Here is a 16089-nt window from a genome sequence, read left to right as displayed (position 1 = left end):
CATCCTGCGGTGCGACAATCCGCTTTCGCCCATGACCAATTCGTCCTTCGATGACCAAGCTGAATTTGTAAGATTGCTCAGCCGCCACTCGAGCCAGATCTACGGCTTCATTTTGATGCTGTCGGTTACGCACGCGGACGCTGACGACATCTTTCAAGATACAAGCGTCGTGCTGTGGAAGAAGTTCCATACCTACGAACGTGGAACGAGCTTTCGCGCCTGGGCTTGCAAGATCGCCTACTACGAAGTTCTCGAGCTCAGGCGCAATAGCAGTCGGATGACCTATCTGTCCGACACCGCGCTGACGGCTCTGGCGACTGACGCACTGGTGCTGCTACAGCAGGAAGACGAGCGCAAAGAGTCGCTGGCCGATTGCCTAGGCAAACTGGCCGCTCACGATCGCCAGTTAATCGAAGAAAAGTATTTCGTGCACCTGAGCACCGAAGAGATTGCCAAACGCTCTTCCAAATCCATTTATGCCGTTTACAGGGCCTTGAGTCGAGTGCATGGACTTCTGCTGCAATGCATGCGTCGGAGTCTCGATACATCGGAAGGAGCGGTCTCCACATGACCGATAGCCGACGCAATTTCGAATTTATACGACTGTGGTTCGCTGCAAAGGAAGGCGACGCGGACGCGGAGCAGCTGCGCCGACTCAACGAGTGGCTGGAGAACGACCCCCAAGCTCGGAAGATTATTTTCGAAGTCAGCCAGCACCAAGGCTGGCTGGCATGGCATGGAATCTCCTCGCCGGGTGCAGCGATTCCCGTGCTGGACGATTCCAAACGCACGGCCGAGGTACTGAACGGACAGGTTCCGGCCGATGGGCAGCCCTCTGCCACACGAGCATCGCAGTCGCCCCAGGTGGTTTCTCCGCTACGGCGGCTGGCAGATCAACTGCGGACGACGAATGTACCGCTACTTTCGTTCCGCATGGCAGCTCTCGTCGGTTTTGTCTTCTTGCTGGCGTCGCTTACCCGCTGGGGTAGCACGCCGGAAGTCAACCTGATGGCAACCGACCCTCCTGTAGTGGATCTACCCGTGCAAGCGAATGTTCTCACGCTCACTCCTTGTCTGTGGAACGACTCCGAGAAGCAGGTACAGACCAATAACCGGCAATTCACTGAGGGCGACGCCGTTAAATTGCTGGAAGGGGTTGCCGAGTTAAGTGTCACGCTGGCGTCCGGTCCGGTCGACTTGCAGGTCGAAGGCCCCGTTTCCTTTGTGCTCGGCAACCAGGGAATCACCAACCTGCAGTACGGTAAGATTACCGTCGACAATCACTCGGCAAACACCAGTAGCTTCGTCGTCGAAACTTCGCTGGGGCGAGTGCTCGCCAGTCCAGGCTCCGAGGTTGGCATCTCCGCTTTTGGTAGCCTGCTCGAGATCCACGCCTTCCAGGGCTCCGCCATTCTCGACTCGCCATGGCTGGTATCCGATTCGGGCGAGTTGACCTCTCGGCCCATCACCACGCATCGTGCCCTGCGAGTTGCTCAGCGTGCGGGCACCGGGTTCAAGTTCACCGAGATGGACGCCGATCGCTCCCTGTTCACACCGCAACGCTCGCTGCAAGCCAGCTACCTGGACGTCCACCCCGACTATGTCGCAACCGTCATGGATACTGAGCCCGTCGCCTATTGGAGGTTTGAAGGCTCCACGGACCAAATCGTGAAGAACGAAATGGGGGGCGGTTTTGATGGCACGCTGATGGGCGACTATCGCTGGGTCGGCCCCGAACATAGCCGCTCCATTCAGTTCGGTGTGTTGCCGCATCCCGGCATGATGCGTGTGCGCGACAACTGGGACAAGGTGCTGGAAAGCAACTTCGCCTACGAAATGTGGATTCGTCCGAGCCACTACCACCACGGAACCATGGTCAGCTTCGCAGGCCCCTTCAACTGGGACTACAAGAAGAACCCACTGGGAATTTGCGTCGAAACCATGGGAGGCTGGGGCGACGGCGCACGCACCAACCGTCTTCGGTTCCTGGTACGTGCTCCGCTGGGCCACCTGGTGAATAGTTCAATCTACTCCGAACGGATTTACTCGCCTCAGAACTGGCAGCATGTTGTCGCCCAACGGGATGGCGCCATGCTCGAGCTCTACCTCGATGGCGAGTTGGTCCAGTCCCGGCCCGGCAAACCCGACACACCGCCCGGCTTGGAATTGATCGTCGGCAAGCTCTACACCGACGAAGTGTATCGACCTTACAGCGGTTGCGTCGACGAGTTGTCGATCTACGATCGCGAGCTTTCGGCTTCTGAGATTCGCGCGCATTACCAGGCGATGCATTTAGAAAAACACGACTCACCTGACACTTAATCAGTCTTTATCAAGCTCTTCTCGCAATTCGCAGAACGAGTGGCTACTAGTCCAAATGGCTAATCCCACGGGGCAATTGGAGATCTCCCACATGGCTGTAACGAGAAACACTTCCTGGCAAGAGCGTACTCGGCAAGGTTTCACCTTGGTCGAGTTGCTGGTAGTCATCGCCATCATCGGCATCTTGGTGGCCCTGCTACTGCCGGCCGTTCAAGCGGCTCGCGAGGCAGCCCGGCGGACCCAGTGCGTGAACAACCTGAAGCAAATTGGACTCGCCGTAATGAACTACGAGTCCACGTATAAAGAACTTCCCCCAGCTTCGCTGGGATGCGATGGTTCCAGCTGGGGTCCCTGCACTGGGTTGCCGGAGAACGAGCGCAGTATGGCCAGCATGTTTCTGCTGATCCTGCCGTTCATGGAACAACAGGCTTTGTACGATTCCTTCGACCTCGAATCGGGCAATATCTGGACCACCAGTGGCAGCTCCTGGGACCGGGCTTGGCTCAACTCGCCCAACAAGGCGCAAGGTGTGGCGACTGTGATCGAGGCCTATCGCTGCCCCAGCACGACTGGACGGGCCGTGATGGAACACAGCTACATCACCCACGGTGGAGCCTATGTCCAATCAGCCCAGGGCAACTACGCGGCGGTCCACGGGTCGATGGGGACCACGGGCTACGATTTCTCGGGCGCTGGCCCCGGCAACCCGATCCATGCTCAACTAAAGCTGGAGAATACGGGCCCCTTTGTCTATCTAGTCGGCCGCAAGACCCGGCGTATCGTCGACGGCATGAGCGAAACCCTTTTCGTCGGCGAAGTCGATACCCGTCCCGTCGACCGTGGCACCCTTAAGGCTTCGATGCAGTCGCTGAGCGATCGTGAGATTGAAAACCTCTCGACGAATGCATGGTCTTTCACCCTGCGTCATTGCGACAGCCTTCGCAATACGTTCAACCCGCTGAACACTCCACAAGGCCAAGGAGTTACGCTTCCCACGAGCCTCAGCGGGCCTGCCGGCAACGGAGCTTTTGGTAGCGAACACCCGGGCGGAGCGAGCTTTGTCTATGGCGATGGTCGCGTCGACTTCCTGACCGACGACATCGACTCTGCGGTCTATTGGGTGCAGTCGACTATCGCCTACAACGATTTGCCGGGCTCATTACCGGTCAACTCGGGTGGTGGTTCGGGGGGTCCCGTGCGGTAGCGCAACCACCAGCCATCTCAGCACGAATCGACCGTGATTTTCAGCAATTCCTTTGGATCCACGCTCAGACTATGGACTTATTTCGTTTGTTAATGCTCTGCCTGCTGGTTACCGTCGCCGGTTGTGGCGAGTCGGGACCCAAAGTCGTGCCAGTCGCCGGCAAGGTGCTCATCGATGGCGAACCACTCGACTACGGGTACATACGATTTGTCCCCAAACAGGGCAGGGCCTCCAGCGCCGAGCTGGAATCCGATGGCAGTTTCGAACTCCGCTATTCTCCCGACAAGATGGGAGCCGTGCTCGGATCGCATCGCGTTGAAGTGGCTGCCAACGAAACACTTGGCCCAACCAAAGTTGTCTGGCATGCCCCCAAGAAGTATGCCTCGATCGGCACCTCAGGGCTGTCCCAAGACATTGCTGGCCCGCAGGAAGACCTCGTCATCGAACTTGACTGGGGTGGGCAAAAAGGGCCCCTCGAGGAAGTCTTCAAAGGCAGCTCCTCGTTTTGAAGTTTCTAGTTCAACACCACAGGCAAACACTAGCTTCGTTCTCACTACTGTCAGATACCCGGTTCAGATTACTTCAACCATTGACCAGGATCGCTTCTTATGTCACGCCTACTCTCTGCCACTCCCCTGTCGCGGGGCGTCGCTGTTTTACTTTTCACCCTCTGGGCCCACCAGGCTCAAGCTTTGATCACCTACGTCGATGCCACCGAAGGTCCTAGCGGCAATACAACGCTGCTGGATGGCACTGAGTGGAACGCCCAACAAGCAAACTCCATCGGTGCACTCGATAACGAGTGGCAGCTGCGAGGATTTGCCAACAACGGAACGGTATACGGAGCGAGTGTTGTCTCTGGCTGGTCCACTGGCGACCCTACAGAGAACGCACACATGCTGCGAACCACGATTACGGGTCTTACTCCGGGAACTCCATATGACATCTATGGTTACTTTTGGAGTGGAAGTGACTGGCGTTTGGAGGGCACGATAGACCCTGCAAACATTAACGACAACGGAACGCCGGGTAACATTCTCGACGATTTCCTCCCCGAAGATCCGGCCTATACCTTCACCCGGTTGGCCGGAATACCGAATACGACCCAAGCGTTTCCGTCGGACGCGAACCGCTTTAACGACGAAGTCATGGTTGTCGACGACACCCGCTTGATGTACCAAGCTCCCTTCGGAATGACCACCGCAGATAATAATGGTGAAATCCATGTGTACATCGACGATTGGGAGAACGACGCCAACCAGCGCACTTGGTACGACGGTGTGGGGTACGAAGAAGTGGGAGTCCCGACTTTGACAATCGATCGCGCGACTGGAGAAATGGTCTACACGTCGCTTACCCCCCGAGACATTTTGGGGTACTCCATTAAGTCCCCTGCTGGCACACTCACCCAAGATGGCTGGACCACGATTACGGATGCCTACGACGCAACCGCAACTGGCGATAACGTCGGCCTCGTCGACGCGGATGACTCGTGGTCCGTTCTTTCGGAGGCGAGCAGCACCACCGATTTGAGTGAAGCCGAATTGAACCTTAGTGGTACCCGAGACGGGGGTACGCTTCCAGCCGACGTCGCTATCAGCTTTGGTACAGCCTGGGAGTTGTACTTCGTTGAAGACGTCACGATGGATCTGCTACTCAACGACGGTCAGGGAACCGTAGAGCCGGTAAAGGTAGAATTTGTTGGCAACGGTGGTCTGGCATTTGCGGAAGGCGACTTGAACTTCGATGGCAGCGTTGGCCCCGAAGACTATTCCATCTTCCTGGCGTCGCTATTCAGCCCCATTTCGGGTTCCATGGCCGAGGCCTATGCCTCGGGTGATTTCAACCAGGACATCGCCGTCGACTTCGACGACCTCCAAGCCTTTCGCGAAGTCTACGATATCGCCAATGGAGCGGGTGCGTTCCAGGCCATGGTTACAGGGGTAGCGGTTCCCGAACCAACATCGGGCTTCGTCTTCATCTCCGCCATTTTGGGATGTCTGGCGCTGAGGTGTCGACGTATCCCTCTGGCATTGCTGGCAATCTGCCTTACCGTGGCCAGCAGTTCTGCCCTGGCGAAGATCACCTACGTTGACGCGGTGCCCAACGACGTTGACGGAGCTGTGAACATGGGAGTGAACACCACTCGGTACGACGGCAGCGCCTGGTCTGCAACGGCAGCAAATGCAGCCGATGGCCTATACCGTTTCCGAGAAAGTGGCAGCTGGGGCAACAACGGCATCTACGAAACGAACGCGGCTGGGCCAGAGGACTCGCCAATTCTCATTACGACGGTCGAAGGGCTCAATCCCGACGAACAGTACTTCACGTACGGTTTCTTCTGGTCGAACCCAAGTCAGAACTGGCGGCTGAAGATCACTCACGACCCATCCTACATCGACGACAATGGCACACCCGGAGACTTACTGGACGACTTCATCGTGAATGAACCAATCGCTTCCTTTAGTGCAGCAGGTTCTCCTACCTCAACCCAGGGCCCGCAGATCGACGCTTCAGCGTTCGAGGGTACTGTTGTTGTTGGCAGTAATCCTGCAATGTATGCGGCAGAGCTGGGTCTCCATTCGCCCAACGCCAACGGCGAACTGATCTTCTATGTGGATGACTTGGAAAATCAATCTTCGGGACCTACCCGCACTTGGTTTGACGGCGTTGGCTACGAGGAGTTGATAGACCTTACGCTGGAAGTCAATTCGGTAACCGGCAACGCCCGCATCTTAAACGACAGCGGCTCTTCTGTGGATCTGAGCTATTACAAGATCACCAGCAGTAATCTCGAATTGAATCCTGCCGGCTGGTCAACTTTGGACATGCAGAACTTGGGAGCTGTAGATGGCGATGATCCCGGAACGGATGCTGGCGATTCCGAGTTAGAAGGTTGGGACATGGCCGGAGGCAGTGGCTCAGGATTGCTCGCTGAAGTCAACTTCCTTGGCAGTACACCTTTGGGAAGTCAGTCCCTCTACACTCTGGGACAGGCGTTTATGCCCGGCGTGACCTCTGGAGTAACCTTCGAGTACGAATCGAACCAAGGTCTCATTACCGGCAACGTCGTGTTCGTGGACGAAGTCGACTTGCCAGGAGACTACGACAACAACGGAACTGTGGAGATGGATGACTACCTGACTTGGAAAGCCGACTTTGGCCAGACTGGCCTGGACCTCGACTCCGATGGCAGCGGCGATGGCGTCGTAGATATTGCAGACTACGTCGTGTGGCGCAATAACCTGGGGGCAAGCTTGCCACCGGGGGCGGTTGCAGCAGCGTCCGTTCCCGAACCTGCTACGTGGTTGGCCGCCGTGATGTGCCTGGCAGCCGTGTGCCTGAAGAGAGTACGTCTACAGAGGGTTCCAGCCCTATTGTCGCTGGCTACCTTGCTGGGCGCTGGCCTGTTTACCGCGGACCGGGCAGCAGCCGACTACACGCTCGACCGCCAATACCTGATGGGCGATGACAGCCTGGAGGGAGGCAGCCCCGGCACCGTTGTCGGAACCATGAACACCGGAGCTTTGGCCGCGGGCAATTCGGCCGATACGTTCGGGCCGGTAAGTGGCTCCTTCCTGGATGTGACTGTCGGAGGTACGCCAGAATATGTCGACGTCGACACCATCGGAGGCGGTCGACCATTGACGAGCGTGGCCAACTCGCACGGGATCGTCTTCGACGGCACGGGAGACTACCTCGACGGTGTTCCGCTTAATCGCCCGGACGAGCTTGCTCTGATCCTGGCCACCTCCACCAACCCGACTACCTATCCTATTAACTACGACGGGATCATGGGGCGAGGGATGCAGATGTGGGTCTATCCCGACCAAGCTGGCATCGATGCCGGTGGCTTTCAGTCCATCGTGTCCGACTCCATTTACGCTGGTGGCCCAGCCATTGACGAGAATGGTAATTGGAGCCAGATGAACAGTCGCCACTTCGCCAACATTACGACAGGCCCCGAAGCAATGGTTCCAGTCGTTGGCGACACTTGGTATCACGTCATGCAACACATCTACCTCGATGGAACGCCAGGAGCTCCTAAGGTCATCGCCGGCGGCGCGCCCTACGAATTCACGTCCGTAATGTACGTCGACGGTATTGCGGTGTCGGCAAACAACGACACCCAGACATTCACCCGGGAGTACCAGGATGGTCCTCCCCTGGTGGTCGTCAACAATTCGCAGCCCGACTACGACCACCGCCTGGTGATTGGTGGATCCGAGTTGCCCAATTCGGATACGGACGGCCCCACGCTGTACGGCAACTTCTTCGATGGCGTGATCGACGACTTGGAAATGTATGTCTACGGCAACAACGAAATGGGCACTCCCGGTGACCGCACGGATGGCGAGGACTGGGGAACCTTCGACCTATTCTCCGACAATGCGTGGATCGCCAACGAGATCGCCACCAATCCGTCCCTCGCTGGGACGCTGGAGAACGGCGATCTCGACCTTGACGGGGACATCGACGCCGACGACATCAGCGCTTTTATTGATGGTTGGTTGAGCCGCAAGGTATTCGAAGGTGCTCACCGCACAGCCACCGTGGGCGACTGGGAAACCTGGACCTGGGGTGATATGGATCACGATGGTGAAGTCTATCTCACGGATCTGTACCTAATGCACGAAGCATTGCAGGGTACGGCATTCGGCGGATTCAATGTCGGCTGGTTGGATGGTGCCCCCATCCAGGTTCCTGAACCGGCAACCTGCGTGTTGCTTTCCGTCGGAATCCTGGCAATCGGTGGTGCTCGCATGCGACGCAAGAACCGCTAGCACAAGGCCGATGCTCCCGCTGCATTTGCGGCAGGCAATTTCCCTGCCCTCGGGAGAAGTGCGCCGTGACTTTCGGACTGGAATGAGGTTTCGTGATTCAGTCGACAATGCAGGAAAGTGGTGATAAACGCGTGAGTGGAAGGATGCCGAGATTGCTGGCTCTGATGTGCTGGATCTTCGTGACCAGTGCCTCCCTGGCCCTAGCACAAGCTGAAGGCGCCGACCGGATCTCGTTCAATGATCAGATACGGCCGTTGCTCACGCGTAGTTGCATGTCTTGCCACGGCGGCGTGAAGAAGTCGGCTGGTTTGTCGTTCGTCTATCGCGACGACTTGATGCAGATCATCGAGCCAGGTGAACCCGACGACTCGTCCCTCATCGAGAGGGTCGAGTCGTCGGACGAAGACCTGTTGATGCCGCCGGCCGAGCATGGCCCGGCACTCAGCCGCGAAGAGATCGACTTGCTTCGCCGCTGGATATCACAGGGCGCGACCTGGGATGCTCATTGGTCGCTCTCACCACCACAACGCAGCGAACCTCCAGAGGTAGAGAATTCTGACTGGTGTCGCACAACGGTCGATCGGTGGATTCTGGCGAGGCTGGAGTCAGAGGGGATATCACCAAGCCCTGAGGAGATGCCAGGACGATGGCTCCGCCGGGTGTCGTTGGACTTGATCGGCCTGCCTCCCACGCCGGAAGAGGGGCATCAGTTTGAAGAGCAAGCACGCCTGCGGGGAGAAGCGGCTTACGAAGCGGCCGTCGACCGACTGCTTGCCTCTCCACACTTCGGCGAGCGTTGGGCAACGGCATGGCTCGACCAGGTACGCTATGCCGATTCGCGGGGGCTGGGATTCGACAATCGCCGAAATGCCTGGAAGTACCGCGACTGGGTCATTCGGTCTTTTAACGACGACCTTCCTTTCGACCAGTTCACGGTCAAGCAGCTGGCAGGCGACCTGTTGCCCGATAGCAGCATGGGCGACATTGTTGCCACGGCCTGCCACCGTCTTACCCAAACCAACGACGAAGGCGGCACCGACGACGAGGAGTTCCGCGTGGAAGCGGTACTCGATCGAGTAAATACCACCTGGCAGGTATGGCAAGGCATGACCTACGGGTGCGCACGTTGCCACGACCACCCGTACGAACCGTTCACGCAGGAAGACTACTACCGAGCGGTGGCGTTCTTCAACAATTCTCGCGACTGCGATCTGTCCTCCGAACAACCGGTCAAAGAGGTTCCCATTAACGTCGCCCAATACGACGAAGCCCAGGCCCTGGATGAGAAAATCGAGTCGCTGCGAACCGCCCTGTGGGAAGCGGACTACGCCCTGGCGAGCGACGATTCCCGCTGGCAAGCCCTGACCAAAATGCAGGCCAGGACCAACAATTCAACCAAGGTGACGATCGAGGACCAGCAAGATCCACCTCGAGCGGAGTTCCACACGGTCGGTACCGTGGCCAACAACACGACCATTACGCTGGTTGCCGATTTGCCCGAGTCGAAGCCCCTTACCGCCCTCCGCGTCCATTGCCTGCCGCTGGATCTTGCCACCGCACTTCGCGACTCGGAATGGGGCTTCATGCTCTCGCATGTCACGGCCACGCTCTCGGCGGAGGGGGAGGAGACCGTCTTGGAGTTTGCCGATGTCATCGCGGACGAACCCGATCCATTCGTTGATCCAAGTCGAACGCTAGATGGTAACGACTCCGGAGGCTTTGCAACCTATAGCCGCATCCACCATCCACGATCGCTGGTACTGCTGCTCAAGTCGCCAGTCAGAGTGCCATCGAAGGCAACACTCACCGTAAACTTGGTTCACAATCGGCAGATTCTCGCCTCATTCAGCCTGCTTACACGGCGAGGCTATCTGGAGATCTCCAGCGATCCCGAGTTCCTGGACCTGCTGGACGACCAACGACGGCTGCGTCGACAAGCTCGTTTGGAGAATCTGGTGCAAGAACGTCGCCAGATCCGCTCCACGGCGATTCCGGTCATGCAGCAGCTTCCAGCCAGGTTGAGCCGTCCGACGAACATCCTGATTCGTGGGTCGCAGCTGACCAAGGGCGACGAAGTTTTGCCCGGCGTGCCCGCCACGATGACGGCACTCCCCGGCAAACAGCCCGCCACACGATTGGACCTTGCCCACTGGCTGGTGGACGACACCAACCCGCTCACCGCCCGGGTGACCGTCAATCGGTACTGGGCTCGACTGTTCGGGACGGGCTTGGTGGAAACCGAAGAGGACTTCGGCTCTGCTGGCACTGAACCCTCTCATCCTGGTTTACTGGATAACCTCGCGCTCGCATTTCGCGGAAACTATGCATGGAGCACTAAACGCCTGCTTCGCGAATTGGTTCTCTCGAGTACCTATCGGCAGTCGTCGGTCGCGCGCGACGATCTCGCTGACGTCGACCCTCACAATCGCTTGCTGGCGCGGGGACCACGTACTCCGCTCACTGCCGAGATGGTTCGCGACAATGCCCTGGCGGTGTCCGGACTGCTCAGCCCCACGCTGTTCGGCGAGCCGGTCCATCCACCCATTCCCGCTGGCGTGTGGAAGCCCTTCCAATCGCGCGATCAATGGAAAGCTCCTCCGCCTGGAAACCTCGATCGCTACCGACGTGCCATCTACACCTATACCAAGCGGAGCATTCCCTATCCCATGCAATTCGCTTTCGATGCTCCCTCGCGAGAGTTTTGCACCCCCCGCCGTATCCGCTCCAACACCCCCACGCAAGCTCTGATGACCTTGAACGACAAGACGTTTGTCGAGTTTGCCGAGGAACTTGGCCAAAGGATGCAGCAGCATAGCGACGATTTGACGGAACAGCTGACGTTCGGCTTCGAAGCAGTCACCGCTCGGGCACCCACCTCGGAAGAACTGTCGCGGCTCAAGGCGTACGTGGACACCGCCCCTGGAGACCAGGCAATGACGATGGTGGCGAGCGTTTTGCTGAACCTGGACGAAGCCCTAACCAAGTAACCAAGAAGCGTATGCCTTCCCACTCCGACATTGTGACCAACTTCCGGCAACGCACTCTCGAGGCGATGACCCGACGGCGATTCCTCAGTGGATCGGCGCTCGGCCTGGGCTCGATGTGGCTGGCGTCGCAGTCGGCCAGCGCCTCGCAGCAGAGCAGTCCCGAGCTTTCCTCGGCCAGCGTCTACCCGCCCCGCGCCAAGCGCGTGATCTTCATTCACTTGGAGGGAGCTCCCAGCCAACTCGAGTTGTTCGACTTCAAACCCGAATTGCAGCGCTATGACGGCCAGGAGTGTCCGGCAGAACTATTGGAAGGCCAACGTTTCGCATTCATTCGCGGCGTCCCACGCTTGCTGGGGCCACAATACAAGTTTCAGCAGCACGGACAAAGCGGCGCTTGGGTCTCCGACCGGTTGCCGCATATGGCGAAGCATGTCGACGACATTTGCTTTGTAAAAACGGTGCAGACCGACCAGTTCAACCATGCTCCCGCCCAGTTAATGGTGCACAGCGGCCAACCACGCCTCGGCTATCCATCCATGGGGTCGTGGGTGACGTGGGGGCTGGGGAGCGATAACTCGAACTTGCCTGGCTTCATGGTGCTACTATCCGGCGGCCGGTTTCCCCGGGTAGGTCAAGCGCTCTGGGGAGCCGGCTTCCTGCCTTCGGTTTATCAAGGAATTCAATGTCGTAGCGAAGGTGATCCCATCCTCGATATCGCCAATCCCGATCAGGTATCACGCAGCCAACGACGCGAGATGCTCGACGTCCTGAACGGGCTAAACGACCTATCCTACGATCGTTATCGTGACCCCGAAACGCTGACGAGGATCTCTCAATACGAAATGGCGTTCCGCATGCAAATGGCTGTGCCGGAGGTGATGGACATTTCCCACGAACCACAGCATGTGCACGAGTTGTATGGCACCCAACCCGGCCGCGAGTCATTCGCCAACAACTGCTTGCTTGCCCGACGCCTGGTAGAGCAGGGGGTACGCTTCGTACAACTATTCGATTGGGGCTGGGATTCGCATGGTTCGAACGAGAGCGAAGCGCTCAACATTGGCTTCGCGGACAAGTGCAAGCAGATCGATCAACCGATCGCAGCATTGCTCACTGATCTTAAACAACGAGGCATGCTTGAGGACACGTTGGTGATCTGGGGTGGCGAGTTTGGCCGCACCTCGATGCAGGAGAATCGCGGCGGAGCGAATATGCGTTTTATCGGCCGCGATCACAATCCGCACGCATTCACCATGTGGATGGCCGGTGGCGGCACTCGTCCCGGAATCACGTACGGCGAGACGGACGCGCTGGGTTACCGCCCGGCGGAGAATCCGGTGCAGGTTCGCGACTTTCACGCCACGGTCCTTCGCCTGTTGGGACTGGAGCACAACCGCTTGGCCGTCGACTTCCAAGGCTTGAAGCAGAAACTTACCGGCGTGAAACCGGCACGGGTGGTAGAAGAGCTTCTGGCCTGATCGCGGCTTATGCCTCCGCCGCGTTCCTATCGCAAGCTTTCAGCAAATCCGCTGAGCAGCTCGCCCACGTCCTCTGCCAGTGGCTTCTTTCGCCCGTTTCTCCTCTCCGCATTTCAGAGCGAACCGCGCATCGACTGCAGGTGTCCTTCGGCTATCCTACTCCGGTGGGTATGTTGCCCACTTCAGCTTGCATAGGAACTGCCATGCTCGTTTTATCGCTTCGCCCATTCAGGGCATTCACGGAACTTTGATCCCGACGACCTGAAGTAGGTCGTGAATCCCGTGATATCTGTGCGCGCCGATACCGGCGACCCCAAGGTCGCTGTTTGCGGCGGCGGTATGCGATGAGCGAAGGCAGCACCATGCAACTACACAAGCAACATAAATACCCAGGTTCCTACCTGGCCCGCCAGAGGTCCAAGGCTCGCGCCCTGCACGGACGCGTCTACGCCACCGCCGACGGCAGGCTACTACTCGTACGCGGAAAGCCGGACGCCGAACAGATGCTCCGCTATCTGGCGCATTTGGACCACAGCAAGTCGAATTGTATCACCCCCGCCGATCTGGGAGTTCCCCGGCAGGCGGTGGATGAACTCACTGAGTCACAACTGGTTTCGTCCGGCCACGCCCTAACAAACTGGCAGCGATTCCTGCAGCCTTCGGGGCGAGGCCGCCATCGACCATCCCGCTACCGGGATGATGTTTGTGAAGTCGCCGCGTTGCAGGAACGACTGCGCCAACTGCACCGTTGGAAGCGTTTGATTCGATCCCAGGACATTGTCGGCCGGTCACCATGGCTGCTTGATGACGAACAGGAGTCGCATCTAAGCCGAATCATCAGGCAGGCATGGGACAACGGCACGCCGGCACCTTGCTTCCATCGGCTGGCAAGGATCGTATTCTGGGTAGCGGGCGGCGTGGCGACGAGTCGCTTTTGCCACGCTGCAACATTCCTTGCAAGCCCCAGTCCCGAATCCGACTCGCGTCGTCTACTGCGGGCCACCTTGGCGAAGCTGCACATCTGGCAAAAGCGTGCGACCTTGGAACCAAGCAGGGCCATTCAACAAGAGATGGCCCTGTGGATGTCGGGACTGCCCACTCGCATCGTAACTCGAGCGGGCCTCACGGCAAAGCTAAAGGGGCATACACTTGCGGATCGGCTCTTGCAGCAATCAGACGTGTGCCGCCAAGCTCTGCGCGAGTGCAGCGACGGCCGAATGCATCGCCTGGCGGCAGCCTTGGCTACGATAGTGGCATCCGATAACGCCACGACGCCGATTCCCCAACGATTGGTGAACTACTGGATCGAGCGTGACAACGATCTCGAAGTCCGTCGCACCACCCGTGAGCTACTCGAGGAGTCGCGTCGACCGGGCTACGATCGACTGCTAGGAGCCATCGACCAGTCGGCGGCGCCGTTGCTGGAGAACTTCCGCTTTGTGCGGTATCAACTGAGCCTTTCGCAGCGGATCGACGATATCGAATGGGTCGTTCAGAACGGCCTCCGACAGTCGTTGACAGGCACCAAGTTGCCGGCGGGTTGGGTTAGAAGCTTCCATCAACAACTTGAACAAGCGGAACTGGGAATAACGAACTACCAGTTCGTATCCATTCTCGAATCTTGCGCCGAACTGAGCAACTGGGCTCCCTTGGACGAGTTTGTATCCTGGGTGATCTCGGTGCCCACTGCCGCACGTACTCCGCGGGTCAGCAACCTGCTGCGGACGACCCTGCTTGAAGTTGTGCTACCAGCCATGACGTTTCACGAAGTTCGTCGGAATCTGCGGCGATGGCGCCTACTAGCTGCCGTACCGTCGGGCGCCAAAGCGAACTGCCTCGAAAGCTGGTCACGACATCTCCAGAAACTTCAAAGCTCTATGGGTCAGGAACCGCGAACCCCCGCCACGGTCCGCGGACTGCTCGAAGCCAAAAACTCGCGCCATCGCGAGCATGCCTACCTGGCAAGACTGGAGCGGCAAGGTTCGGCAAACGGACAGCAACTTTCTCGCCTGCGATACTTGGAGAAAGAAGCGCCAACCGACATCTCTAAAGAGACCAACAAAGCCCTGCGAGCGATGCAAGACACTTTTGTCCACACGGCTTTGGAATCGATTCGCCTTATGGTCCGCAGCAGCGCGGAAGCCGTCCTAGGAAACGCCTTGTCGCACCGACTAAAATCGGCATCGATGCATCGAGTGATGCAGTTCACCGCATGGCGTCGCGATATGCAGACCGTTGAACAGCAACTGTTCGATCAATTGATGAACGCCCACAAACAGCACGGAAGCCGCTACAAGCGAGCGCTGCCCACAAATGAGAAATGGCTTAAGGCTGCACGCAGTCGCGGCATAGACATCGAGGCCTGGCTGCAAGGCGAGCGACGCGTTATTGACGTTGCCGATCGCCGCTTGACCATCGACGTCTCTACTGACCCGATGGAGGTATTCTTGATGGGCAACTACTTCGGAACCTGCCTGAGCCTCGGCTATGCCAATCAGATGGCGGTGCTAGCAAACGCTACCGACGCCAACAAGCAGGTCATCTATGTTCGTGACCATCGCCAGCGAGTGCAGGCTCGACAACTCATCGCGATTAGCGACAAGTTCCAACTCCTGGGCTACTACTGCTACGTAAACGAAAACACCGAAGCAGGCGAAGCGTATGAGCAGTTGGTCGCCGCCATGGCACGTTACTGCGGGCAACTAGCTCGCCGCTGTCATCTGCCTTTGGCAGACGAAGGCACGCCGAAGTCGCTCGGCCAACACTTCTGGTACGACGACGGTACCGACACCTGGCACGACGCCGCCCATGCCGCGATGCACACGCCTGCTCCAGACTCCAATCCGGAATCATCCGGCTACGCAATGCCGGGGCTACCCACAGCCGATTCCACGAGCCCGCTTCAAATGGCCGGATGGCGAGATTAAAGTGTCGACTACTTTGCCGCATATTGAATGGTCCAGTCCCAAAGGACGATCGGAATGGCCGCCGTGAAAGGTCTCGCACTAAGCCGAACGTCCACGACTCGACCTGTGTCACCTAATGGGTGGAGCAACACACCGTCCATGCAGCGCTGCAAGAGAAAGATGCCACAGTCGCCAAAGGTACTCCAAACACTAGGCAATTGGCCATTCCCCCACCGGGAACGGACTATGGATTCTCTCCTTTTTGTAACGTATGATACTCTCGACGTAAGTGCTTGCCACTTCACCGTTAGCGCCCGTAGCTTAGTTGGATAGAGCAGCGGACTTCTAATCCGCAGGTCACAGGTTCGAATCCTGTCGGGCGTGCTATAGTTAACTCAGCCGAAACAA

General features: G+C 58.1%; 8 protein-coding genes and 1 tRNA gene. All 9 read left to right on the top strand.

Annotated elements, in window-relative coordinates:
* The first annotated feature begins 31 nt into the window (after window positions 1-31).
* The 9 genes from NG895_RS29095 to NG895_RS29055 all read left to right on the top strand — a co-directional run bounded on the left by NG895_RS29095 (window position 32) and on the right by NG895_RS29055 (window position 16065).
* Window positions 32-571 carry a sigma-70 family RNA polymerase sigma factor gene (locus NG895_RS29095; protein WP_252856091.1) on the top strand — a complete coding sequence of 180 codons (540 nt, stop codon included), beginning with the start codon at window positions 32-34 and terminating at the stop codon, window positions 569-571.
* Window positions 568-2322, top strand: a complete 1755-nt coding sequence (locus NG895_RS29090; RefSeq protein ID WP_252856090.1) for a LamG domain-containing protein — start codon at window positions 568-570, stop codon at window positions 2320-2322. The genes NG895_RS29095 and NG895_RS29090 overlap by 4 nt, the downstream gene beginning before the upstream one ends.
* A 91-nt stretch (window positions 2323-2413) precedes the next feature.
* Window positions 2414-3526, top strand: coding sequence for a DUF1559 domain-containing protein (locus NG895_RS29085; RefSeq protein ID WP_252856089.1), 1113 nt, complete (start codon window positions 2414-2416; stop codon window positions 3524-3526).
* A gap of 71 nt (window positions 3527-3597) precedes the next feature.
* Window positions 3598-4035: a hypothetical protein gene (locus NG895_RS29080; protein ID WP_252856088.1), complete on the top strand. Its 438-nt coding sequence runs from the start codon at window positions 3598-3600 to the stop codon at window positions 4033-4035.
* A 99-nt stretch (window positions 4036-4134) separates the two neighbouring features.
* Window positions 4135-8310 (top strand): hypothetical protein, encoded by a 4176-nt coding sequence (locus tag NG895_RS29075; RefSeq protein WP_252856087.1) that lies wholly within the window; start codon window positions 4135-4137, stop codon window positions 8308-8310.
* A gap of 272 nt (window positions 8311-8582) precedes the next feature.
* Window positions 8583-11297 carry a PSD1 and planctomycete cytochrome C domain-containing protein gene (locus tag NG895_RS29070; protein ID WP_252856086.1) on the top strand — a complete coding sequence of 905 codons (2715 nt, stop codon included), beginning with the start codon at window positions 8583-8585 and terminating at the stop codon, window positions 11295-11297.
* Between the two features lie 11 nt (window positions 11298-11308).
* Complete coding sequence (locus NG895_RS29065; protein WP_252856085.1) at window positions 11309-12775, top strand: DUF1501 domain-containing protein; 1467 nt, start codon at window positions 11309-11311, stop codon at window positions 12773-12775.
* Window positions 12776-13137: 362 nt separating this feature from the next.
* Window positions 13138-15702: a hypothetical protein gene (locus NG895_RS29060; protein ID WP_252856084.1), complete on the top strand. Its 2565-nt coding sequence runs from the start codon at window positions 13138-13140 to the stop codon at window positions 15700-15702.
* 289 nt (window positions 15703-15991) lie between these two features.
* Window positions 15992-16065, top strand: a tRNA-Arg gene (locus tag NG895_RS29055).
* The last annotated feature ends 24 nt before the right edge of the window (window positions 16066-16089 follow it).

Source organism: Aeoliella straminimaris, from assembly GCF_024054565.1.
Lineage (GTDB): Bacteria > Planctomycetota > Planctomycetia > Pirellulales > Lacipirellulaceae > Aeoliella > Aeoliella straminimaris.
The sequence above is the reverse complement of the archived record's forward strand: the minus strand, read 5'-3'. Positions and strand labels throughout refer to the sequence as shown.